The following is a 25,054-nucleotide window of genomic DNA, read 5'->3' as shown; positions in this document are numbered from 1 at the left end:
AAAGGCCCCCACATGACCCAGCCCGCGCGCAGGATCTCGGCGTTGATGTCCATCATCGCCCTGCCCGTCATCGCGGTCCTGGTGACGCTGGCTTTCGTGAGTTCTCCCGGCGCCCCACAGATCGAGCAGCAGGATCCGGTGCGCATCACCGTGGAGGAACGCAACCCCGACGCGGTCGGCGCAACGGAGGGCGGGAACCCGGACGGCGCAGCGGGGAGCGAGAACCCGGGCGGCACCGCCGGCAGCGAAGCGGAACCACCGGAAGCACCGCCCCGTGGCGAGGTCGCCCCCTTGGGGAAGGTGGAGTTCCAGACCGAACCGCCGGCCCCCCGCGTGCCCACCCAACGCATCCGGCCGCAGGAGCAGCGCCCCGCCCAGCGTCCCGCACCGCGGCCTCCGGCGGTCGACTATGACGACGACGATGACGACGATTACGAGTACGACGACGATGACGATGACGACGATTGGGACGACGACGATTGGGACGACGATGACGACTGAGGCGGTGCGGGGTTGAGGAACCTGCTGCAGAACATCCGCCGCTCGGTCCGCTGGCGGATCGTCGCCTGGATGATCCTCACCATGGCCGTGAGCTTCGCCGTGGTCGTGATCTCGGTGCGCGGCTTGCTCCTCACTGATCTGGCCAACCGTGCCAACCACGACGTGAACCAGGAGATCAACGAGTTCTATTCGTTCGCGTCCGAGGGCGTGGAGCCCGGCACCGGGCAGCCGTTCACGAGCACCGCACGCCTGTTCGAAGTGCATCTGTCCCGGCAGCGTGCGGGCGACCTGGAACTCCTGCTCGGGCACCTGCCTGCCTACGCGTCCGCGTACGAACAGCGCGGAACCCACGTCCCCGCTTACGAGACGTACGACGCTCTCGCCGACGAAACGCTGATGACCGCGATCGACAACCAACAAAGCGGCATCCACGAGAGCAGCGTCGGACAGATCCGTTGGGGCAAGGCCGACGTCGAGGTCAACGGCCGCGTGGACGGCACCCTCATCGTGCTGCATTTCACGGGGGTCGAGGAGGCGCGGGTCGCCGACACGGTGCGGGTCCTCACGCTGGTCGCGCTGGTGGCGATGTTCGTCAGCGTGCTCATCGCCTTCCTGGCCGCCGGGCAGATCCTGCAGCCGCTGCGGCTGCTGCACCGGACCGCCCGCGAGGTGTCCCACCGCGACCTCACCACACGCATCCCGGTGCACGGCAGCGACGAGGTGTCCCAACTCGCACGCACGTTCAACTCGATGCTGGACCGCCTCGAGGGGGCGTTCAACACCCAACAGCGCTTCGTGGATGACGCCGGGCACGAGTTGCGTACGCCGATCACCGCCATCCGCGGCCACCTCGAGTTGCTGCACACCAAGACCCCCGAGCAGCAGACGCAGACGATCGCACTGCTCACCGGCGAACTCGATCGAATGGGCCGGATCGTGAACGATCTGCTCGCCCTGGCGAAGGCCGATCAGCCGGACTTCGTGCAGCCGCGAGAGACCGATATCGCCGAGCTCACCCTGCACCTCGATGCGCTCGCGCAGGCCCTGGCCGACCGCCGCTGGATGCTGACCCGGATCGCCGACGGTCCCGCAGTTCTCGACGAGCAGCGCATCACCCAGGCCGTGCTCCAACTGCTCCAGAACGCGGTCCAGCACACCGAGGCCGGCGACGAGATCCGGCTGTCGAGCGATTTCATCGACATCGGCGGCGTGCCCTATGTCCAGTTCACCGTCACCGACACCGGCCCCGGCGTGCCCGAAGCGGAACGGGAGCACATCTTCGAACGGTTCGCCCGTGGCGCATCGCCGGGCACGGCCGAGACCGGCGCCGGGCTCGGGCTCGCGATCGTGTCGGCGATCGCGCGGGGGCACGGGGGGATGGTGACAGTCGGAGGTACGCCGGGATCCGGCGCGATCTTCAGCATCACCGTGCCGGTCGGGGACACCGCCGAGCAGCCCGCCGAGGACCCCGAACAGACCGTGCTCCCTGCGGGACAGCCCACCCCGGCCGACCCCGGGGACGACGCTGCTGTCCATGTCGACCCCGAACAGACCGCCCGCTACACCCCCGCCGAGAGAGCGACCCCATGAGTCACATCCTGATCGCCGAGGACCATGCCTCGATCTCGTCGTTCGTGGAGAGCGGGCTGCAGTCTGCCGGGTATGGCACCACCGTCGTCACCGACGGCTCCACGGCCCTGCTGATGGCCAAGACCGGCGCATTCGACCTGGTCATCCTCGATATCGGCCTGCCGGTGATGGATGGTTTCGAGGTGTTGAAGCAACTGCGGGAGGCGGGGGCGGCGGTGCCTGTCATCATCCTCACCGCGCGCGACTCGGTGATCGACACGGTTGCGGGCCTGGAGGGTGGGGCGAGTGACTATGTCACCAAGCCGTTCCAGTTCGCCGAACTGCTGGCCCGGGTCCGGCTGCGGCTGCGGGAGCACTCCCCCCAGCCGGCGGCACCCGCTCACGTGCTCGAGGGAGGGGGCATGGTGCTCGATCTGCGCAGCCGCCGGGTCAAGGTCGGCGAGGAGCAGATCGACCTCACGGCCCGGGAGTTCTCGCTCCTCGAAGTGTTCATGCTTCATCCCGAGCAGGTCCTGTCCCGCGAGCAGTTGCTGGGCCACGTCTGGGGGGTGGATTTCGACCCGGGCTCGAATGTGGTCGAGGTCTGCGTACGCACGGTCCGCCGCAAGATCGGCTCCGAGCGCATCGAGACAGTGCGGGGGATGGGGTATCGGTTGCGGGCCCTCACGGGCTAGTTGTCACAGCTGGCGGAGCTCGGCCAGGAACTCATAGGTCAACCGGTTGAACTCCGCCGCGTTGTCCGTGTTGAGCTGGTGGCCGCCGGGCACGACTGCCAGGCGGCCGTGCGGAAGTTGGTCCGCCAGCAGCTTGGCGGTCTGCAGATTGGCGCGGTCGCGATCACCGCAGAGGATCAGCACCGGCTGGGTGATCTCGTGGAGGCGGTCGGCGAAATCGGTCTCCGCCATCGCGTGGAAAACGTCCTGCATGGCGTCCTTGTTGAGACCGCGATCCGCCAGGCGGCGACGGGAGGCGAGCTTCAGCGCGGCGCCCTGCATCTTCATCAGCCAGCGCGGGGGGTTCACCTGCGGCGCCGAAAGCACGAGCCCGGCGACCCGCTCGTCATCGGCCGCGGTCTGGAGCGCGACCATGGCGCCGAGCGACAGCCCGATCAGATAGGCCCGCCCCGCCCCGTGCATCGTCAGCGCCGAGCTGACCTCCGCAGCCGAGTCGCGCAGCGAGAACCTGTTCTGCGAACCGGGCCGCAGCCCGCGGAGCCACGGCGCTGCCGCCGGCAGATCACTCGGCAGGTCGCGCACCTGGTCCTGCCACGTCTGCGGGGTCTGTCCGAGGCCGTGCAGGAACACCGCGAGTTCGTTTGCCACGGGCCCCACCCTAACCAGCGGCGGAGTCTCCGGGCCAAGAGTGCGGCACCACATCGGTCAGCCGGATGCGGACGCCGTCCCGCGGGCGCATGGAGGTCATGCCGGTGGCGCGGACGCGCTGCGGCTCCAGCCGATAACCACCCCGAGCGAGGAGCGTCGCCAGCATGACCACGAGTTCCGTGGTGGCCATGGTCGAGCCGAGGCAGCGGTGGGCACCACCTCCGAAGGGAACGTACTCCCCCGGCCCCGGCTTCCGATCCTCCAGCCAGCGTTCCGGCCGGAAGACCCCCGGATCGGCGAAGACCTCGGGCGAGCGATGCGTCGCGTACGGCGAATAGACGATCATCGTCCCCGGCGCAATCCGATGCCCGGCGAACGTGAGCTCGCGCTTGACCCACCGGGCACTGATCGACGCGGGCGGATAGAGCCGCAGGGCTTCGCTGATCGTCGCGTTCACCCACCGCAGGTGCGTGAGGTGCTCGGCAGTCACGGGGCCATCGCCAACCACCGAACGCACCTCGTCGCGCGCCAGCGCCAAGGCGTCCGGCCGGCCGCCGAGCCCGTAGAGCGCCCAGCCCATCGCGGCGGAGGTGGTCTCATAGCCGGCGGCGATGAGCGTCACGACCTGATCGCGCACCTCGGCCCTGGTCAGACCGGATCCTGTGCCGTCGCGCCCGTGGACCAGGACCGACAACACCTGGGATTCCTGTTGCTCCGGCTGCGTCGCAAGCCGGTCGATCTCACCGAGCACGAACCTGTCGAGCGTGGCACGAGCCGCCATCGCCCGGCGCCAGCGCGGGGTGTTGAGGCGCTCGTGCACGCCGATGAGTTGCGGCATCAGTCCCGCGAGCTCGATGAGCGGCTGCAACGCATCGCCGACGTCGTCCGCGTGCGCGGCGACCCGCTCACCGAAGAGACAACGCATCGTCGATCGGCGGATGGCCGCCCGGAACAGCGCGTACGCATCAAACGCCTCCTCCGCCACCACCGAGTCCAGTGCTTCGGCAGCCGTTCGGGCCATGATGTCCACATAGCCCACGACCTGTTTGTGGTGCAGCCCGGGCCGCACCAAGGCGCGCCGCCGCGCGTGCTCCGGCGGATCGGAGACGACCACCGAGGTGGGCCCGTCGACGGGAATGAGCGCCTTCATCGCCTCGTGCTGACTGAAGTGATCGTCGTGGGCGAAGACGAACTCATTGGCCGCGGGGCCGACGAGATAGGCGTAGGGCTGGCCGAGCCAACCCCGGGCAAAGGGGCCGCCCCGCCTGGAACGGGCGAGGATCCATTCGGCGAGCGGATAGCGGACGAGCGGCGCCGGAGTCATGCGACCAGAATACTCCACAGTCGTGGAATCGATTAGATTGGGGCGCATGCCCGAGCCCACCGACTCATCCGATCGTGCCGGGGCCGCTGCGGATCGCAGAGGCCTAGCCGCTGCCACGATGCGGGCGCGGTTGATCGAGGCAGCGATCGGCCAGTTGGCCCATGAGGGCATGCGCGGGCTCACCCACCGCAGGGTGGAACAGCGGGCCGGAGTGTCGCAGGGGTTGGTGAAATATCACTTCGGTTCCCTCGACGGACTCATCGAAGCCGTCGTCGACCACATGGCCGACATCGAAATCCGTGCCGTGATGCGGGTGACGCCCGAGCAGCACGCGCAAGCAGCCGCGACCGGACAGGTGCCGCCCGCCGTGTGGCAGGCCGCCCGCGAGGCGTGGGCCGCCGTCATCGCACAGCCCGAACTCGTGCGGGCGCGCTTCGAGCTCTATCTCCATGCAGGCCGCCACCCAGGGCTGCAGGCGGCCATCCGTCGCGGTCGCGAACGGTTCGTCGATGCGGCGGCCGCGTCCCTGAGCTCGGCTGAGCCGAGGGCCGGGGCCCGCATGGTGCTGGCCTTGGTCACCGGGCTCCTGCTGCACCAGGTGTCCGCTCCTGACGAGACGGTCGACGAGTGGGCGCCCGCCTATCTGCTCGCGTCAGGCTTCGCCGCGTCGCTGCTTCCGGACAGTCCCGAGGGTTAGCGCCGGGAACAGGCCGGTCAACCAGAGCAGGAACGGTCCCGAGGATTAGCGCCGCGAGCAGCCCGGTCAACCAGGACAGGAGCAGCCCGTCAGCCCGGGCCGGGAACGCCGAAGGGCGCCTCCGAAGAGGCGCCCCTGGCGTACTCGAATCGCTCAGCGGATCAGCGGAACTCGCCGAGATCGTAATCGTCGAGCGGCACCGAGGCGCCGGAGCCGGACCCGAAGTCATAGTCGTACGGGTCATAGCTCAGCGAATAGGCGCTCGCCTTCGCCTCGGCGGTCGGCTCCACGCGGATGTTGCGATAGCGCTCCAGACCGGTGCCGGCCGGGATGAGCTTGCCGAGGATCACGTTCTCCTTCAGACCGACCAGAGAGTCGGACTTGCCGTGGATCGCGGCGTCGGTGAGCACCTTGGTGGTCTCCTGGAAGGAGGCCGCCGACAGCCACGATTCGGTCGCGAGCGACGCCTTCGTGATGCCCATGAGCACCGGACGGCCGGAGGCGGGCTGACCGCCCTCGGCGACGACCTTGCGGTTCTCGGCCTCGTACGCAGACCGGTCGGCCCAGTCACCCGGGAGCAGTGTCGTGTCACCGGACTCGATCACGGTGATGCGGCGCAGCATCTGGCGGATGATGATCTCGATGTGCTTCTCGTGGATGGCGGCACCCTGGGTCTGATAGACCTTCTGGACCTCTTCCACGAGGTGCTCCTGGACCTTGCGCACGCCGAGGATCCGCAGGACGTCCTGCGGGTCCGGGGTGCCCGCGGTCAGCTGCTGGCCGACGGTGACGTGCTCGCCGTCCTCGACCTCCAGCCGTGCGCGGCGTCCGACCAGGACCTCGATCTCCTCGTCGCCCGAGTCCGGCACGAGCATGACCTTGCGCGAACGCTCGGACTCCTCGATGCGGATCCGACCGGGGAACTCGGCGATCGGGGCCTTGCCCTTCGGCGTACGCGCCTCGAACAACTCGACCACACGGGGCAGACCCTGCGTGATGTCGTCGCCGGCGACGCCGCCGGTGTGGAAGGTACGCATCGTCAGCTGCGTGCCCGGCTCACCGATCGACTGCGCCGCAACGATGCCGACGGCCTCGCCGACGTCCACGAGCTTGCCGGAGGCGAGCGAACGGCCATAGCACATCGCGCAGGTGCCCGTGACGGCCTCGCAGGTCAGGACGCTGCGGACCTTGACGGTGGTCACACCGGAGTTGACCAGCATGGCGATGTTGATGTCGCCGAGGTCGACACCGGCCGGGATCAGCAGTTCCCCGGTCGCGGGATCGTTCACGTCGACGGCGAGCGTGCGGGCATAGACCGCGGTCTCGACGTTCTCCGACGCGACCAGCTGACCGTTCTCCTCGGTCGCGATGACCTTGTTCAGCCCGCGCTCGGTGCCGCAGTCCTCCTCGCGGATGATCACGTCCTGCGACACGTCCACCAGACGACGGGTCAGATAGCCCGAGTCGGCGGTCCGCAGCGCGGTGTCGGCCTGGCCCTTGCGGCCACCGTGGGTCGAGATGAAGTACTCGACCACGGTCAGGCCCTCGCGGAAGTTCGACTTGATCGGCCGCGGGATGATCTCGCCCTTCGGGTTGGCCACCAGGCCTCGCATAGCGGCGATCTGACGCATCTGCGTCATGTTCCCTCGGGCACCCGAGTGGACCATCATGAAGATCGGGTTCGTGCGGGTGAAGTTCTTCTCCATCTCCGCCGTCAGCACCGCCGTCGCGTCGGTCCAGATCTCGATGAGTTCCTGGCGACGCTCCTCCTCGGTGATGAGACCGCGCTCGTACTGCTTGTCGATCTTCGACGACCGTGCCTCATAGCCGGCGAGAATCTCCGGCTTGTTCGGCGGGGTCTGCACGTCGGACACCGAGACGGTGACACCGGACCGGGTGGCCCAGCGGAAACCGAGCTCCTTGAGCAGGTCGAGACAGGTCGCGACCTCGACCTTCGGATAGCGCTCCGCGAGGTCGTTGATGATCACGCCCAGGCGACGCTTGCCGACCTCGGCGTTCACATACGGATAGTCCTCCGGAAGCGCCTCGTTGAAGATCGCGCGGCCCAGGGTGGTCTCGAGCATGATCGTGCCGTTGGCGCGCAGCTCGTGGCCCTCCGGCGGGACGATGCTGCGGAAGCGGATCTTGATCGGCGCGCCGATCGAGAGCTCGCCGCGGTCATACGCCATCGTCGCCTCGGCCGCCGAGCCGAACACCCGACCCGCGCCCACGCCGTCCTCGCGCTCCTGCGTCAGGAAGTAGTGCCCGATGATCATGTCCTGCGTGGGCATGGTCACCGGCCGGCCGTCGGCGGGCTTGAGGATGTTGTTGGTCGACAGCATCAGGATGCGGGCCTCGGCCTGCGCCTCCGCGGACAGCGGGAGGTGCACGGCCATCTGGTCACCGTCAAAGTCCGCGTTGAACGCGGTGCAGACGAGCGGGTGAATCTGGATGGCCTTGCCCTCGATCAGCTGCGGCTCGAAGGCCTGGATGCCGAGGCGGTGCAGCGTCGGTGCACGGTTGAGCAGCACCGGGTGCTCGGAGATGACCTCTTCGAGGACGTCCCACACGACCGGGCGCTGGCGCTCGACCATGCGCTTGGCGGACTTGATGTTCTGGGCGTGGTTGAGGTCGTCGAGCCGCTTCATGACGAACGGCTTGAACAGCTCGAGCGCCATCGCCTTCGGCAGACCGCACTGGTGCAACTTGAGCTGCGGGCCGACGACGATCACCGAACGGCCGGAATAGTCGACGCGCTTGCCGAGCAGGTTCTGGCGGAACCGGCCCTGCTTGCCCTTGAGCATGTCGGAGATCGACTTCAGCGGACGATTGCCGGGGCCCGTGACCGGGCGGCCGCGGCGACCGTTGTCGAACAGCGAGTCCACGGCCTCCTGCAGCATCCGCTTCTCGTTGTTGACGATGATCTCGGGCGCGCCGAGGTCGAGCAGTCGCTTGAGGCGGTTGTTGCGGTTGATCACGCGGCGATAGAGGTCGTTGAGGTCGGAGGTCGCGAAGCGGCCACCGTCCAACTGGACCATCGGACGCAGGTCCGGCGGGATCACCGGAACGCAGTCGAGCACCATGCCGGTCGGCGAGTTGTTCGTGTTCAGGAACGCCGAGACGACCTTCAGACGCTTCAGGGCACGGGTCTTGCGCTGGCCCTTGCCGGTCTGGATGGTCTGGCGCAGGGACTCGGCCTCCGCGTCCAGGTCGAAGTCCTCGAGGCGCTTCTGGATCGCCGCCGCGCCCATGGAACCTTCGAAGTATTTCCCGAACCGCTGCTTCATCTCGCGATAGAGGATCTCGTCGCCCTCGAGGTCCTGGACCTTGAGCGACTTGAACCGGTCCCAGACCGCCGACAGGCGGTCCAGCTCACGCGTCGCGCGGTCGCGGATCTGCTTGAGCTCCTTCTCGCCAGCGTCCTTGGTGCGCTTCTTGATGTCGGCCTTGGCGCCCTCGGCCTCCAGGGTCTCGAGGTCCTCCTCGAGCTTCTTCATGCGGTTGTCGAGGTCGGAGTCGCGCTGAGCTTCCCGCTGGCGACGCTCGACGTCGACCTTCGCCTCGAGCGAGGAGAGGTCGCGGTGGCGGGCCTCCTCGTCGACGGAGGTGATCATGTACGCCGCGAAATAGATGACCTTCTCGAGGTCCTTCGGCGCCAGGTCGAGCAGATAGCCGAGGCGGGAGGGGACGCCCTTGAAATACCAGATGTGCGTCACCGGAGCCGCGAGCTCGATGTGGCCCATGCGCTCACGGCGGACGCCGGAGCGGGTCACCTCGACGCCGCAGCGCTCGCAGATGATGCCCTTGAAGCGCACCCGCTTGTATTTTCCGCAGTAGCACTCCCAGTCCCGGGTGGGACCGAAGATCTTCTCGCAGAAGAGACCGTCACGCTCCGGCTTGAGCGTGCGGTAGTTGATCGTCTCCGGCTTCTTGACCTCACCGTGCGACCACTCACGGATCTCGTCGGCAGTGGCGAGACCGATGCGGAGTTCGTCATAGAAGTTCACGTCGAGCATATGTGTGTGTTTCCCAATCCTTTGGCGCTGATCGGTTGGCGTGGCCGGCGGTGGGCCGGCGTACGCCCGGGGGGAAGGCGCGCGCCCGGGAAAGCCCCGGGTCGCGCAACCCTGCGTACTGACTAGACTTCCTCGACTCCAGCGAAGCCCTCACCCGGACGACGGGAGAGGTCGATGCCGAACTCGTCGGACGCGCGATAGTTGTCCTCTTCGGATTCCTTCAGCTCGACGACCGTGCCGTCGGCGGAGAGAACCTCCACGTTCAGGCACAGCGACTTCATTTCCTTCACGAGCACCTTGAACGACTCGGGGATGCCCGGCTCGGGGATGTTCTCGCCCTTGACGATCGCCTCATAGACCTTCACGCGGCCGTGCACGTCATCGGACTTGATGGTGAGCAGTTCCTGGAGGGCCCAAGCGGCGCCATAGGCCTCGAGGGCCCACACCTCCATCTCGCCGAAGCGCTGGCCACCGAACTGCGCCTTGCCGCCCAGCGGCTGCTGGGTGATCATCGAGTACGGACCCGTCGAGCGCGCGTGGATCTTGTCGTCGACCAGGTGGTGGAGCTTCAGCATGTACATGTAGCCCACGCCGATCGGATCCGGATAAGGCTCACCCGACCGGCCGTCGAACAGCTGCGCCTTGCCCGTGCCGTCGACCAACTGGTCGCCGTCGCGGTTCGGCAGTCCGTTCTCCAACAGACCGGCGATCTCGGCGGAGTTGGCGCCGTCGAACACCGGGGTCGCCAGCCGCTGATCGCCACCGACCAGGCCCAGCCCGACGTCGCGCAGACGCTCGGCCCACGGCTCGTCGACCTCGTTCACGTCCCAGCCGGTCTTGGCGATCCAGCCGAGGTGGAGCTCGAGAACCTGGCCGACGTTCATGCGCGAGGGCACGCCGAGCGGGTTGAGGACGATGTCGACCGGGGTCCCGTCCTCAAGGAACGGCATGTCCTCGATGGGCAGAATCTTGGCGATGACGCCCTTGTTGCCGTGGCGGCCGGCGAGCTTGTCGCCGTCGGAGATCTTGCGCTTCTGGGCCACATAAACCCGGACCAGCTGGTTCACGCCGGGGGCAAGCTCGTCGCCGTCCTCACGGTCGAACACCCGGACGCCGATGACGGTGCCGGACTCGCCGTGCGGGACCTTCATCGAGGTGTCGCGCACCTCGCGGGCCTTCTCGCCGAAGATCGCACGGAGCAGCCGCTCCTCGGGGGTGAGCTCGGTCTCGCCCTTCGGGGTGACCTTGCCGACCAGGATGTCGCCGGTGCCGACCTCGGCGCCGATGCGGATGATGCCGCGCTCGTCGAGGTTGGCCAGCATCTCCTCGGAGACGTTGGGGATGTCGCGGGTGATCTCCTCGGCACCGAGCTTGGTGTCGCGGGCATCGACCTCGTGCTCCTCGATGTGGATCGAGGTGAGCACGTCGTCCTGCACCAGACGCTGGGACAGAATGATCGCGTCCTCGTAGTTGTGGCCCTCCCACGGCATGAACGCCACGAGCAGGTTGCGGCCGAGCGCGATCTCCGCGCCGTCGGTGCAGGGCCCGTCGGCCAGCGGCGTCCCGATCTCGACGCGCTGTCCGGCCTCGACCAGCGGACGCTGGTTGATGCAGGTGCCCTGGTTGGAGCGGCGGAACTTCTGCAGCCGATAGGTCTGATAGGTGCCGTCGTCGCAAGCGATCTCGACGAGATCGGCCGAGACCGAGGTCACCACGCCACCAGCGGAGCTGACGGTCACGTCACCGGCGTCGACCGCGCCGCGGTATTCCATGCCAGTGCCGACGAACGGGGCTTCGCTGCGCAGCAGCGGAACAGCCTGACGCTGCATGTTCGAGCCCATCAGAGCGCGGGAGGCGTCGTCGTGCTCGAGGAACGGAATGAGAGCCGTCGCGACCGACACCATCTGGCGCGGCGAGACGTCCATGTATTCCACTTCCTCCGGCGGGATCGTGTCGACCTCGCCGTGACGTTTGCGCACGAGCACCCGCTCCTCGGCGAACGAACCGTCGTCGTTGAGGATCGCGTTCGCCTGGGCGACGTCGTAGCGATCCTCCTCATCCGCGGTCAGATAGTCGATCTGGTTGGTCACGACACCGTCGACAACCTTGCGGTAGGGAGTCTCGACGAACCCGAACGCGTTGACACGCGCGAACGACGCGAGCGAACCGATCAGGCCGATGTTCGGGCCTTCAGGGGTCTCGATGGGGCACATGCGGCCGTAGTGGCTGTGGTGGACGTCGCGGACCTCCATGCCCGCGCGATCACGGGACAGGCCGCCGGGGCCGAGCGCCGACAGGCGACGCTTGTGGGTCAGGCCGGCGACCGGGTTGGTCTGGTCCATGAACTGCGACAGCTGTGAGGTGCCGAAGAATTCCTTCAGCGCCGCGACGACCGGGCGGATGTTGATCAGGGTCTGGGGCGTGATCGCCTCGATGTCCTGGGTGGTCATCCGGTCGCGCACGACCCGCTCCATGCGGCCGAGGCCGGTGCGGAGCTGGTTCTGGATGAGTTCGCCGACGGTACGCAGACGCCGGTTGCCGAAGTGGTCGATGTCGTCCTCTTCGACAATGATGTCGGCACCACCATTGGGCGCGGGCAGCGTCTCCAGGCCCTCGTGCAGCGCCACGACGAAACGGATCGCCGCGACGATGTCTTCCTTGGTCAGCACCTGCTGGTCGAACGGCTCGTCCAGCCCGAGCTTCTTGTTGATCTTGTAGCGACCAACCTTGGCCAGGTCATAGCGCTTGGGGTTGAAGTAGTAGTTCTCCAACAGCGTCTGCGCGGCCTCGCGCGTCGGCGGCTCGCCCGGGCGCAGCTTGCGATAGATGTCCAGCAGCGCGTCGTCGGTGCCGGTCGTGGTGTCCTTCTCCAGGGTCAGCCGGATCGACTCGAACTGGCCGAATTCCTCGAGGATCTGCTCGGTGGTCCAGCCGAGCGCCTTGAGCAGCACGGTGACGTTCTGCTTGCGCTTGCGGTCCAGCCGCACGCCGACCATGTCGCGCTTGTCGACCTCGAACTCCAGCCACGCGCCCCGCGACGGGATGATCTTGCAGGTGAAGATGTCCTTGTCGGAGGTCTTGTCCGGCGTCTGCTCGAAATAGACACCCGGGGACCGGACCAGCTGGGAGACGACCACGCGCTCGGTGCCGTTGATGACGAAGGTGCCCTTGTCGGTCATGAGCGGGAAGTCGCCCATGAAGACAGTCTGGGACTTGATCTCACCGGTTTCGTTGTTCATGAACTCGGCGGTCACGAACAGCGGCGCTGCGTACGTGACGTCCCGGTCCTTGCACTCGTCAACGGTGAACTTCGGGTCCTCGAAGCGATGGTCGCGGAAGGACAGCGACATCGTCTGCGAGAAGTCCTCGATGGGGGAAATTTCCTCGAAGATCTCCTCCAGGCCGGACTTCGTGTTGATGTCCGTCCGACCCTCGGCCAGCGCGGTATCGACCCGATCGCGCCAGACCTGGTTGCCCATCAGCCAGTCGAAGGAATCCACCTGCAGATCCAGCAGGTCGGGCACCTCCATCGGCTCGGCAATCTTGGCGAAGGAAATCCGCCCGGTGGGAGAAATAACGTTCGTGTTCTTCGAGGCAGTGCGCGAGGCGGCCAACAGCTTGGTCCTTCCGAGAAGGCGTTCAGTGCATGCTGAACGACCCATGTCAAGATCTGGGCCTCAGATCGGGACGACGGGTCGAAAAACTACGCGGGGCAAAGCCCGACGATACACATAGATGAAGGATCACGCAAGCCAAAGCGCGCAGCAAGAAGCAACACGGTCAAATCCCCGTGGCCGAAGCCCAGCGGTTGATCGCTTGATCAGAAGCATACTCACCACGGGGTTGGTGGCAAGCACCGTTGCGTGAAGTTTCCACGCGCGGGTCATCTCCGCCTGCCGGCCGGTGACTCGCCCTAGTGACTCGCCCGGGTGACTCGCCCTGGTGACTCGCCCCGGTGACTCGCCCTGGCGGAATCACACCAGGCCATCAGGAGAAGGCCGCGAGCCAGGCAGCGGTGATCCGGGGCGCCGATCCGCGATAGCCACGCGCGCGGAGAGCCGCGAGGACCTCAGCGACCACAGCATCCGGCCTTCGCATTCGCGCGGCGGTCACGCGGATGACCGTGTAGCCCCGGCGCGTCAACTCGGCATATCGATCGATGTCGGAACTCCACTGCGTCGGGTCTGTGAGGTGCTGGCCGCCCTCGTACTCGATCACCACGCCGTATTCGGCATAGAACAGATCGACCTGCCCAATCAGTCGGCCGTCCGCGACGATGCGCGCCTGCGTCACCGGGCGCGGCAGGCCCGCCTGGGTGAGCGCGAGACGGAGCAGGGTCTCGCGGGGTGACTGCGCGCCGGGATCGACATGCGAGTACGCCCGGCGAGCGGTCGGTGTGAGCGGAGCAGTCAGCAGGTGGTCGCGAGTCAGTCGCCGCCGCTGCAAGACGTGGTCGACCAATGTCACGGCTGCCAACAGCGGCTCGTCGTCGAGCACGAAGGCACACGCGTCGGCCAGCAGGGCGGTGCGATCCGCGTGCTTCGGCAGTTCGTCGATGACCAGCAGTCGCAGACCGGCCCTGCGTACGCGAACGCGCTGCTCGGTCACAAACGTCAACGGGATCCCCGACGCGAGGTCGATGCCGCGGAGAGCCAATGCAGTTTGCCCGGTCGCAATGGCGTCGGGCGGCAGCACCAGGCGGGCGGCCGCGACACGGGTGGCGAGATCCACCGGGCCGGCGGGTGCATAGACGCCGTGCTGCAACCGTTGATATGCCGAGCTCTGCAGCTGGCCTCGCGTGAGCCCGGCCGTGCGGGCCTGGGCGAGTGTGAAAGGACCCCTGAAATCTGTCATGTCCGCACGCTGCGTGGTTGTGGCCGAAACGGTTCACGGTTATGCACAGATCGGCCCGGGCGGGGCGTTCTCCACAGGGTGGATGCTCCGCAGAAGCCACCGAGGCAGCGAACGAGCGCTGACGCGGGCCAGCGGCACCGACAGCGCCGCCGAGCAGTGCCACACGACACGGCCGCGAGCGGCCACCGACACGTCCGCCAAGCAGTGCCACGCCACGGCCGCGAGCGACCACCGACACGTCCGCCGAGCCGTCGGAGCGCCAGCCAGGGCCGCCGACACGCCGAGAGCGGTCTGCACTTGTGCCATATGGCAGGAGTGCAGGTGCGACACGCGTGTCGTCGGCTGCTGTTGTGCCATATGGCACAAGTGCAGGTTGGCGCCGGCGTGTCGTGGAGGAGGTCGGCCCTGTGGGAGATGCAACTAGCGGCTCGGACGAACGGCCACCCCGTCACACAGTCCAGCTGGCAGAGGCACAGGTCACGTAGCGGGGACGCGGGTCAGGTCACCTAGCGGGGACGCAGTCAAGTAGCAGAGACGCAGGTCCCAGTGGACAGAGCCAAGGGGCTCGCAGGGCTGAGTGCCATGCAGGGCCGAGTGACATGCAGGGCTGAGTGACACGCACTGCCAAAGCGCAGAGGACCACGAGGCCAAAAGTGGCAGAGGCACGATGGACAAACGGAAAGTGACCAAGTGGCACGAGCCCCCGAGCGGCACACAGGCCAGTGACACGACAAGGGTCAAGCGGCACAGAGCCCGAGCGACACGACAGGACCCAGCGGCACAGGGCCGGCTGACACGCCGGTCCGACACAGCACTTGGTGCAGACACACAGGGCGAGGCCCAGGCGGCAGACAAACCCAAGAGGCAGAGCCAACAAGTCGACCCGGGCGCACAGGGCACCCGGGTCGACTGAACGAGAAACCACAATCAGCTGGGCTTGGGGGCTCCGGGTCGTGCATACCGAATCCACGTGATGACGATGCACATGACCGCCCAGATCGCGCCGATGAGATAGAACGTCCACGCGCTCATGAGGGTGAGGCCGACACCGAAGAGGAACGGACCGAAGGCCGCGATCGCGGCGGTCCAGCCGATGACGCCGCCGGCCTGCCGGGGCTCGAAGATCATCGGCATCTGCTTGAACGTCGAGGCGTTGCCGATGCCCGAGAACAGGAAGATCGCGAGCATGCCCCAGAGGAAGCCGGTGAACTGCCCCTGCAGCGCCTCGGCCCCTGCGCCCGGGTCGGGCCGCAGGAAGAACATCGTCACGATGATCGACCCGAGAAGCCCGATGCCGGAGATCAATGTCCAGATCGCGCCCCCCATCCGGTCGGTCAGCGGGGAGAACAACACGCGGGCGCCCGCGCCAACCAGAGCACCGAGGAACACATAGCTGACCGGGTCCGGGACCTGATAGCCGGCGACCAGGACCGTCGCGGCGGCCCCGGCGCCCTGGACGATCTCGGGGTTCCCGGCACCATAGAGGTTCTTCATCAGCAGGCCGAACTGCGCGGACAGGCCGGAGAAGGTGCCGAAGGTCATGATGTACAGCAACGTCATCAGCCACGTGTCAACGTTGCCGAAGATGTCGAACTGCTGCTTGATGTTGGCCTTGATCGGGACCGACTTCAGCATCGTCCAGGCCAGGATCGCCGCCAGGATCACGAAGGGCACATAGAAGAACCCTGCGTTCTGATACCAGACTTCCTTGGCGGGCTGACCGGGCAGACCCAGCATCGACTGCGAGCTGCCGAGGAACCCGATCATGCCGAAACCGATGAGCCACGGGGTGGCCAGCTGGACCAGCGACACACCGAAGTTGCCGACGCCCGCCTGGATGCCGAGCGCGGTGCCGGATTTGGACTTCGGGAAGAAGTACGCCGTCGACGGCATGAAGCCGGAGAACGCGCCGCCACCGATGCCGGCCATGAAGGCGAGGACCAGCAGCTGCCAATACGGCGTGCTGGGGTTCTGCACTGCGACACCCCAGCCGATCAGCGGGATGAGCAGCAGGCCGGAGGTGACCGCGACCATCTTGCGCGTCCCCATGATCGGCGGCAGCACCATCCAGATCAGCCGCAGCAGACCGCCCGCCAGGCCGGGCATCGAGGTCAGCCAATAGAGCTGGGCATTGGTCAGGTCGAAGCCGAGGTTGGTCAGTTTCGGCGCGATCGCCGACGGCAGGAACCAGGCCACGAAGCACAGGGTGAGGGAGAACGTCGTGATCGCCAGGGTCCGGTTGGCCAGCGACTTGTCCCACTTCTCGGGGTCGTTCGCGTCCCACTCGGTCAGCCATTCCTTCGAGCGGGGTTTCGTCGTGTCTGTGCTCATCGGTCACGCTCCTTCACCATTGCGCGCTCATGAAACGAAATCTGTCGGGTCGTGGTCATGCGTGGGCCTCCTCACGCTTCGGCTCCTCGAAGTGATCGGCGAGCTCCGGCGAACTGGTGTGCAGCATGCGGACCACCGTCAGGTGCATCCAGATGGTGCAGATCGCGGTCAGCAGGAAGAGCACGAAGAACGTGCTGGTCGGGAAGCCGGACCATTCCTTGGTGTACGCGAACAGCGGCGGCAGGAAGAACCCCCCGAGCCCCCCGAGCATGCCGACGAGGCCGCCCACGGGTCCGACGAGACCGGGGAAATACTCCGGGATGTGCTTGTACACCGCCGCCTTCCCAATGCCCATCGCGCAGCCGAGCAGGAACACGAGGATGACGAAGGGCACCAGCCCCATCGTGTACGCCAGGTGCTCGCTCTGCGTCCCGTCCGCGTGATTGATCGTGATGTGGCCGTTGGGCATCATCAGCACGCCGGTGGTGAAGAGCATGACGCCGAAGGTGATGTACATCCCCTTGCGTGCACCGAACCTGTCCGACAACCACCCACCCACGGGCCGCAGCAGGGACGCCGGGAAGATGAACGTCGCGGTCAGCAGACCCGCGACGGTGAGGTTCACGTCGAAGTTGTCCATGTAGTACTTCGGCAGCCACGCCGACAACGCCACATAGGCGCCGAACACGGCCACGTAATAGAGGCTGAACCGCCACACGCGCACTTGCTTCAGCGGCGCCAGCATCTCCCCCAGCGTCTTGTTCGCGCCCGCCATCCGGTCCTGCGCGGGGGTGCCGACGAGAATCGCGATGAACAGGATCAGCAGCAGGACCGTATAGATGATCGGGATGAACCGCCAGCCGCCGGGGATGAAGCCGAACACCAACGTCCCCGCGGTGGCGGCGATGACCGGCGGACCGATGAACTTCGTCACCGAGGCACCGACGTTGCCGGCGCCGAAGATGCCGAGGGCCAGGCCCTGGCGGTCCTTCGAGAACCAGGCGGAGTTCCAGGCGACGCCGACGGAGAACGAGTTGCCCGCGAACCCGACGAGGAACGCGAGGACGAGCAGCATCGGATAGCTCTGGGCGAACGACACCGCCACCGACGCAAGCGCGGAGAAGGCCAGGATGACGAGCATCACCTTCCGGCCGCCGAAGCGGTCCGCCAGCATGCCTGCCGGGAGCCGCCACATCGAACCGTTGAGGATCGCGACCGCGGAAATCCAGGAGAGTTGGACGTCCGTGAGCCCGAACTCCTCCTGGATGGGTTTGCCGAGGATGCCGAACATGAGCCACACGGCGAACATGACGGTGAAGGCGATGCTGGACAGTGCGAGGACGCGGCCCGCGCCCTTCACTTCACGGGTAGTCGGAGGAACTGTTTCGGACATGCTCGACATGCGGATCCTGCTTCGGGGTGGCTTGGGGTGGCGGATGAGGTTCGACCGAGGGCGGTGGGTCAGGTGCGAGTGCGCTTCCGCTCGCGGTCAGGCGTACCGATCGGTTCCCAACCCCGACGCCCACCGGAGCTGCCGCTGGGACGCTTCTTGTCGGCGGAGCGATAGACGACGTAGGGACGGAACAGATAGGTCACGGGCGCGCTGAACGCGTGCACCAGCCGCGTGAACGGCCAGATCGCGAACAGCAGCATGCCGACGAGCACGTGGATCTTGAACACCAGCGTGGCCGCGGTCATCACTCCGACGTTGGGCTGGAGCATGAAGATCGAGCGGAACCAGATCGACACGGTCTCGCGATAGTTGTGCTCGGGCTGGCCCTCCGGGGTGATGGTGCCGAAGAACGTCGCGATGAGACCGAGGACGATGGCGCCGACCAGGAAGATGTACATGAACTTGTCGTTCGCGGTCGTCGCCTGGAACACCGGCCCGGTCAGGCGGCGCCGGACCACCAGCAGCGTCACGCCGATGAGCGTGCAGATGCCGGCGAGCGCACCGAGGCTCAGCGCCAGCAGGTGATAGTTGTGCTGGCTGATGCCGATCGCATCGGTCCACCGCTTGGGGATCAGCAGACCCATCGCGTGGCCACCGACCACGACCAGGATGCCGAAGTGGAACAGCGGTGAGGCGATCCGCAGCAGGCGGCCCTCATAGAGCTGCGACGAGCGGGTGGTCCAACCGAACTGGTCATAGCGCCACCGCCAGATGGTGCCGCCGATCAGCAGGGCGAGGGAGACGTAGGGAAGGATGCCCCAGAGAATGATGTCGAGGGCACCGTAGTCGCGGGGTGTCATCACAGCTCCTGGGAGTTGAGGATGGGCAGGCGTACGCCATGGGGAACCGAGGGCGCTGACCCGGATGAGGTCATCGAATAGGGCGCGAGGGCAATGTCGACCGGGCCGCCGACCCCGACGGTCTCGGTCGGGGGCTGCCAGCCCTGCATGCGGGTGACCGACAGCCGGTCGGTGGGCGAGTCGCCCGGCAGCGTGGCGCAGATCGCCGCGATGACGCCCGCATGCGGCAGCTCGTCATCGCGCAGCGCGAACCGCAGCAACTCCAGCGCGGGGCGGGATGCGCTGAGCAGTTCCCGCCCGCGCTCCGGGTCGTGGACGGCGAACTCCAGCACCATCGGCAGATAGTCCGGCAGCTCGCCGCCCAGGTCGACGAAGAGGCCGGAGTCGCGGTACGCCTGCTTGTAGCGCAGCAACGATTCCCCGCGGCGACGGGTGTCGCCGTCGATCCAGTAGGTCAGGTTCAGCGCATGACGCCGGGAATAGTCGAACTCCTGCGCGTGCTGGGCCTGGATCTCGGTGAGCTCACCGCGCAGGTGCGCCAGCAGCGGTGCGAACTCCTCCCCCACGCCCGCCCGGGCGGCGGTTTCGGCGATCGCGTCGAGTCGGTCCACCAGCGCCTGATCGGGGTACGCGAGCACCAGCGCGGCTGCGGCGTACACACTCGTCGCCTGCTCGTCGGGCCGCCTCCGCGCCCCCTCGGCAGCGCCCGACCGTTTTCGTCCGGGCCACCTCATGTGTGCTCCTTCTGGATCGGTGAACCCTGCCCGTCCCAGTTGAGGAGGTTGACGCGCTTGGACATCTGGTCGTCGCTGGCGGCATGGGTGCTGGTCTGCCGTTCCTTGAGCGCCATGAAGTTCTCGACCGCGACCGGCACCGGCCGGCCGGAAGCCTCGCCGAACGGACCGGACTCGAACATGCCCTCGCCACCCTCGTAGTCCAGGGAACAACCCAGTTCCTCGAGGTCGTGGGCCTGCTCCCAGTGAGCCTTCGGGATCACATAGCGCTCGTTGTATTTCGCGATCGCCAGCAGGCGATAGAGCCGGCGCAGAGCGTCACCGCTCATCCCGATCGACTCGGCGATGGACTCGTCGGCGCCGGTCCCGAGGGTCACCCCGCGCATATAGGACCGCATCCCGGCCAGCGTGCGCAGAACGCGGTCGATCTCCCCGACATCTCCGGCGGTGAAGAGCTCAGCGAGATATTCGGCCGGGATCCGCAGCGCATCGAGGGCACCGAACAGCACCCCGGCGTCCTCCGCGTCGTGGCCCTGGCGGGACAGCATGTCGACGACCGGGGAGAGCGGCGGGATATACCACACCATCGGCATCGTCCGATATTCCGGATGCAACGGCAGCGCGACCTTGAACTCCTTGGCGAGCGCATAGATCGGCGAACGCCGGGCCGCCTCGAGCCAGTCCTCCGGGATGCCCTCGCGGCGCGCAGCGGCGATCACCTCGGGGTCGTTGGGGTCGAGCATGAGGTCGAGCTGGCTGGCGTACAGATCCTGCGGATCCGGCACCGAGGCCGCGGCCGTCACCGCGTCCGCGTCATAGAGGATGACGCCGATATAGCGCAGGCGCCCGACGCAGGTCTCCGCGCAGACGGTCGGCAGCCCGACCTCGAGCCGCGGATAACAGAACGTGCACTTCTCGGCCTTGCCGGTGCGGTGGTTGAAATAGATTTTCTTGTAGGGACAGCCGGTCACGCATTGGCGCCAGCCGCGGCAGCGGTCCTGGTCGACGAGCACGATGCCGTCCTCGGCGCGCTTGTAGATCGCGCCGGACGGGCACGACGCCATGCACGACGGGTTGAGGCAGTGCTCGCAGATGCGCGGCACATAGAACATGAACGTCTGCTCATAGGCGTGCTGGATCTCGATGTTCGCCTCTTCGCGGAGCTTCGCGACGATCGGGTCCTCCTGGGCATGCTGCGTCGCACCGCCGAGGTCGTCGTCCCAGTTGGCCGACCACTCGATCTTCATGTCCTTGCCGGTGATCAGCGACTTCGGCCGGGCGACCGGGAAGTCGTCACCGAGCGGCGCGTCGATGAGCGTCGCGTAGTCATAGGTCCACGGCTGGTAATAGTCGTCCAGCTCCGGCTGGACCGGGGAGGCGAAGATGCCGAGAAGCTTCGACAGCCGGCCACCGGACTTGAGCTGCAGCCGGCCGCGCCGGTTGAGGGTCCAGCCGCCCTTCCACTTCTCCTGGTCCTCATAACGGCGCGGGTAGCCCTGGCCGGGCCGGGTTTCGACGTTGTTGAACCAGACATACTCGGTGCCGGCCCGGTTGGTCCACGCCTGCTTGCAGGTGACCGAGCAGGTATGGCAACCGATGCACTTGTCGAGGTTCATGACCATGGCGGCCTGACACATGATGCGCATCAGTACTGGACCTCCTGGGAGCGCTTGCGGACCACCGACACGATGTCGCGCTGGACGCCGGTCGGGCCGAGATAGTTGAAGGCGTACGCCTGGTGGGCGTAGCCACCGATCAGGTGCGTGGGTTTCAGCAGGATCCGGGTGACGGAGTTGTGGATGCCGCCGCGACGGCCGGTCGCCTCCGACTTCGGGGTGTCGACCGTCCGCTCCTGGGCGTGCGGGACGAACACGATCCCGTCCGGGAGCCGGTGGGTGACGATCGCGCGGGCGACGAACACGCCGTTCGCGTTGACCAACTCGACCCAGTCGTTGTCGTTGACATCGATCGCGGCGGCGTCACCCGGGCTCATCCAGCACGCCGGCCCGCCGCGACTCAACGACAGCATGAACAGGTTGTCCTGATATTCGGAGTGGATCGACCACTTGTTGTGGACGGTCAGATAGCGGACCGCGACCTCGCGGCCGCCGTTCACACCGGTGACGTCGCCCAGCTCGGGCTCGCCATACATCCGCGTCATGTTCAGCGGCGGACGATAGATCGGCAGCTGCTCCCCGGAGTCGATCATCCAGTCGTGGTCGAGGAAGAAGTGCATCCGCCCCGACAGGGTGTGCCACGGCTTGAGCCGTTCGGTGTTGACCGTGAACGCCGCATAGCGCCTCCCGCCGGTCTCCGAGCCCGACCACTCCGGCGACGTGATCACCGGCTGGGGTGCGTTCTGGGTCTCCACGAACGAGATCCGCCGCTCCTCCGAGCCCTCGGACAGGTCCGCGAGCCGGCGGCCGGTCATCTTCTCGAGCGTCCGGAAGCCCTGCGTCGCGAGCTCTCCGTTCGTCGTGCCCGAGAACATGAGGATCGCCTCGGCGAAGCGTTCGTCGGTGTTGATCACCGGCCGGCCCGCGGCGACACCCCGGTCGAACACCCCGTGCAGTTGCCCGAGCTGGTTGACCTGGTGGGTGACGTCATAGGTGATGTTCTTGATCGTGAACCCGAGCCGGTCGGCGAGCGGACCCACCGAGAGCAGCTTCTCGGCAATGGCCGTGTAGTCCCGTTCGACCACCATCAGATTCGGCATGTTCTTGCCGGGCCTGGCGGGGAGCTGGGTGCCCTTCCAGTCATAGACGTGACCGCCGGGCTGGGCGATCTGGCCCGGGGTGTCGTGCTGGAGCGGGACGGCGACGATGTCCGACCGGGTGCCCAGGTGGGTTCGGGCGTACGCCGAGATCCGCTCCGCCAACAGACGGAAGATCTCGAAGTCCGACTTGCATTCCCACGGCGGCGTGATCGCCGGCGTGAACGCGTGCACATAGGGGTGCATGTCGGTGGAGGACAGGTCGTACTTCTCGTACCAGGTCGCTGCCGGCAGCACGATGTCCGACAGCAGCGTCGTGGAGGTCATGCGGAAGTCCGCGGACACCAACAGGTCGAGCTTGCCCTCGGGCGCTTCCTCGTGCCACGTGATTTCCTGGGGCCGCAGGTCGGCTCCGTGGTTGTTCTCCATCACGTTGTTGTGGGTGCCGAGGAGGTGCTTCAGGAAATATTCGTTGCCCTTGGCCGACGAGCCGAACAGGTTCGAGCGCCACAGGATGAGGTTGCGCGGCCAGTTGTGCTCCGCGTCGATGTCCTCGATCGCCGACTTGAGCCGGCCTTCCTTGAGCTCGTTCGCGATCCACTCGCCGACCGAGTCGGCCTCACCCGCCTCGACCGCAGCCTTGGCTTCGTCCGCAAGGTCGAGCGGGTTGCGATCGAACTGGGGATAGAACGGCATCCAGCCGAGCCGCGCGGACTTGACCATGGCGTCCGCCGCATGGGTGCCGTCGAGCGAACCGGTCGACAACGGCGACGTGAGCACGTCGGCTGAATAGCCGTCGGTGCGCCACTGGTCGGTGTGCATATACCAATAGCCCGTGCCGATCATCGTCCGCGGCGGGCGCGACCAATCGAGGGCGTTCGCGAGGTTGAACCAGCCGATCATCGGCCGACACTTCTCCTGGCCCACATAGTGCGCCCAGCCGCCGCCGTTGCGGCCGATGCAACCGGTCAGCATGAGCAGCGCCATGATCGAGCGATAGGTGACGTCGGCGTGGAACCAGTGGCAGATGCCGGCGCCGATGATGATCATCGTGCGGCCCTTCGACTGCTCCGAGTTGGTCGCGAACTCGCGGGCGATCCGGATGCACTGCTCGGCCGAAACCGAGGTGATCGACTCCTGCCACGCCGGCGTGTACGGCGACTCCGCGTCGTGATAACCCGCCGGCCACTCGCCCGGGAGCCCGTCCCTGTGCACGCCGTACTGGGCGAGCATCAGGTCGAACACCGTCGTGACCAGATGGTCACCGACCCGGCGCACGGGGACGCCGCGGGTGATCACCGAACCCTCGCCGCGCGGGTCGACGAACGCCGGCATCGCGATCTCCGCGACCTCGTGGTCGACATCGGCCAAGGACAGCGCGGGCTGCACGTCGCCGAGGTCGAGGTTCCACTTGCCCTGGCCGGTCTCCGCATAGCGGAAACCCATCGAGCCGTTGGGGATCGCGACATCGTCGGTGCCGACATCGAACACGACGGTCTTGAAGGCCGGGTCCTCGGAGTCGTTGCCGAGATCGGCGCCCGTCAGGAACTTGCCGGCGCACAGTTGCCCGTGGCGCTCCTCGAGGCGGACGAGGTGCGGCAGGTCCGTGTAGGTCGTGACGTAGTCCCGGAAGAAGTCCACCTTGCGGTCGACGAAGAACTCCTTGAGCATGACATGGCCCATCGCCATCGCCAGGGCTGCGTCGGTCCCCGCTTGGGCGGGCATCCACTCGTCGGCGAACTTGGTGTTCTCCGCATAGTCGGGGCTTACCGTGACGACCTTGGTGCCGCGATAACGGACCTCGGTCATCCAGTGCGCGTCGGGGGTCCGGGTCATGGGGACGTTGGAGCCCCACATCATCAGATAGGTCGCGTCCCACCAGTCGCCGGACTCGGGCACATCGGTCTGGTCGCCGAACACCTGGGGCGAGGCAACGGGCAGGTCTGCGTACCAGTCATAGAAGCTCGTCATCGCCCCACCCAGCAGGTGGGTGAAGCGGGTGCCGATCGCGTGGGAGACCTGGCTCATGGCCGGGATCGGCGAGAAGGAGACGAGCCGGTCCGGGCCCCACGTCTTGATCGTGTGGACATAGGAGGCGGCGGTGAGCTCGAGTGCCTCGTCCCAGCTCAGGCGGACCAGACCGCCCTTGCCGCGGGCCCGCTGATAGGTCCGGCGCTTCTCCGGGTCGTTGACGATCGACTGCCAGGCCTCGACGGGATCGGCGAACTGCTTGCGGGCCTCGCGATACATGTCGACGAGCACGCCACGGCCATAGGGATATTTCACCCGCGTCGGCGAATAGGTGTACCAGGAGAAGGCAGCGCCTCGCGGGCAGCCGCGCGGCTCGTACTCCGGGCGGTCGGCACCCGTCGACGGATAGTCGGTCTGCTGCGCCTCCCAGGTGATGATGCCGTCCCGGACATAGACCTTCCAGGAGCACGAACCGGTGCAGTTCACGCCGTGGGTCGAGCGCACCACCTTGTCGTGGCTCCAGCGATCGCGATAGAACACATCGCCTTCGCGGCCGCCGTGGTGGAACACCGCGCGCTTGTCGTCCGTGGTTTCAGCCCTGCTGAAAAACCGGCCGAGCCCGAGGAGGGCATCGGTGAAGGGTCCGTCCGGACCGATCGGACGGGTGGGCGTGGACTTCTCCGTCATGACATTCACCCTATTGTTCCGAGTCTTTTATCGCTATCCTGCGCCGCCGCCTAGGCTGCCG

General features: G+C 66.9%; 15 protein-coding genes. 4 read left to right on the top strand and 11 right to left on the bottom strand.

Annotated elements, in window-relative coordinates; genetic code table 11:
• Positions 1–12: 12 nt before the first annotated feature.
• The 3 genes from ACQ260_RS13805 to ACQ260_RS13795 are packed head-to-tail and all read left to right on the top strand — an operon-like array spanning position 13 to position 2,765.
• Positions 13–501, top strand: coding sequence for a hypothetical protein (locus ACQ260_RS13805; protein ID WP_432560040.1), 489 nt, complete (start codon positions 13–15; stop codon positions 499–501).
• 12 nt (positions 502–513) lie between these two features.
• The gene (locus ACQ260_RS13800; RefSeq protein ID WP_432560039.1) at positions 514–2,091 is read left to right on the top strand and encodes a sensor histidine kinase; all 1,578 of its coding nucleotides are present in this window, start codon (positions 514–516) and stop codon (positions 2,089–2,091) included.
• Positions 2,088–2,765, top strand: a complete 678-nt coding sequence (locus tag ACQ260_RS13795) for a response regulator transcription factor (RefSeq protein ID WP_432560038.1) — start codon at positions 2,088–2,090, stop codon at positions 2,763–2,765. The genes ACQ260_RS13800 and ACQ260_RS13795 overlap by 4 nt, the downstream gene beginning before the upstream one ends.
• A 3-nt stretch (positions 2,766–2,768) precedes the next feature.
• Here the strand turns inward: ACQ260_RS13795 and ACQ260_RS13790 are convergent, their stop codons facing one another.
• Positions 2,769–3,413, bottom strand: coding sequence for an alpha/beta fold hydrolase (locus tag ACQ260_RS13790; protein ID WP_432560037.1), 645 nt, complete (start codon positions 3,411–3,413; stop codon positions 2,769–2,771).
• Positions 3,414–3,423: 10 nt separating this feature from the next.
• Entirely contained in the window at positions 3,424–4,737 is a 1,314-nt protein-coding gene (locus ACQ260_RS13785) for a cytochrome P450 (protein WP_432560036.1), read from the bottom strand.
• Between the two features lie 46 nt (positions 4,738–4,783).
• On the opposite strand from ACQ260_RS13785, the gene ACQ260_RS13780 reads away from it, so the two are divergent.
• The gene (locus ACQ260_RS13780; protein ID WP_432560035.1) at positions 4,784–5,434 is read left to right on the top strand and encodes a TetR/AcrR family transcriptional regulator; all 651 of its coding nucleotides are present in this window, start codon (positions 4,784–4,786) and stop codon (positions 5,432–5,434) included.
• Positions 5,435–5,595: 161 nt separating this feature from the next.
• Here ACQ260_RS13780 and ACQ260_RS13775 read toward each other — a convergent pair whose 3' ends face one another.
• The 9 genes from ACQ260_RS13775 to ACQ260_RS13735 all read right to left on the bottom strand — a co-directional run bounded on the left by ACQ260_RS13775 (position 5,596) and on the right by ACQ260_RS13735 (position 24,993).
• Positions 5,596–9,450, bottom strand: a complete 3,855-nt coding sequence (locus tag ACQ260_RS13775) for a DNA-directed RNA polymerase subunit beta' (protein ID WP_432560034.1) — start codon at positions 9,448–9,450, stop codon at positions 5,596–5,598.
• A 122-nt stretch (positions 9,451–9,572) separates the two neighbouring features.
• The gene (gene rpoB / locus ACQ260_RS13770; protein ID WP_432560033.1) at positions 9,573–13,064 is read right to left on the bottom strand and encodes a DNA-directed RNA polymerase subunit beta; all 3,492 of its coding nucleotides are present in this window, start codon (positions 13,062–13,064) and stop codon (positions 9,573–9,575) included.
• A 373-nt stretch (positions 13,065–13,437) separates the two neighbouring features.
• A complete protein-coding gene (locus ACQ260_RS13765; protein ID WP_432560032.1) occupies positions 13,438–14,304 on the bottom strand; it encodes an endonuclease domain-containing protein in 867 nt (288 codons plus the stop codon).
• A gap of 927 nt (positions 14,305–15,231) precedes the next feature.
• On the bottom strand, positions 15,232–16,635 hold the full coding sequence (locus tag ACQ260_RS13760; protein WP_432560031.1) for an MFS transporter: 1,404 nt from the start codon (positions 16,633–16,635) through the stop codon (positions 15,232–15,234).
• A gap of 55 nt (positions 16,636–16,690) precedes the next feature.
• Positions 16,691–18,037 (bottom strand): MFS transporter, encoded by a 1,347-nt coding sequence (locus tag ACQ260_RS13755; RefSeq protein ID WP_432560030.1) that lies wholly within the window; start codon positions 18,035–18,037, stop codon positions 16,691–16,693.
• A 59-nt stretch (positions 18,038–18,096) separates the two neighbouring features.
• Positions 18,097–18,888, bottom strand: a complete 792-nt coding sequence (gene narI, locus ACQ260_RS13750) for a respiratory nitrate reductase subunit gamma (RefSeq protein ID WP_432560029.1) — start codon at positions 18,886–18,888, stop codon at positions 18,097–18,099.
• Positions 18,888–19,622 carry a nitrate reductase molybdenum cofactor assembly chaperone gene (gene narJ / locus ACQ260_RS13745; RefSeq protein ID WP_432560028.1) on the bottom strand — a complete coding sequence of 245 codons (735 nt, stop codon included), beginning with the start codon at positions 19,620–19,622 and terminating at the stop codon, positions 18,888–18,890. The genes narI and narJ overlap by 1 nt, the downstream gene beginning before the upstream one ends.
• Positions 19,619–21,268: a nitrate reductase subunit beta gene (gene narH, locus ACQ260_RS13740; protein ID WP_432560027.1), complete on the bottom strand. Its 1,650-nt coding sequence runs from the start codon at positions 21,266–21,268 to the stop codon at positions 19,619–19,621. Before narH ends, narJ begins: the two co-directional genes overlap by 4 nt.
• Positions 21,268–24,993 carry a nitrate reductase subunit alpha gene (locus ACQ260_RS13735; protein ID WP_432560026.1) on the bottom strand — a complete coding sequence of 1,242 codons (3,726 nt, stop codon included), beginning with the start codon at positions 24,991–24,993 and terminating at the stop codon, positions 21,268–21,270. The genes narH and ACQ260_RS13735 overlap by 1 nt, the downstream gene beginning before the upstream one ends.
• Between the last annotated feature and the right edge of the window lie 61 nt (positions 24,994–25,054).

The organism is Ammonicoccus luteus, assembly GCF_050880385.1.
GTDB lineage: Bacteria > Actinomycetota > Actinomycetes > Propionibacteriales > Propionibacteriaceae > Enemella.
Note: the sequence above shows the minus strand (reverse complement) of the source record. Positions and strands in the feature narration are given on the sequence as shown.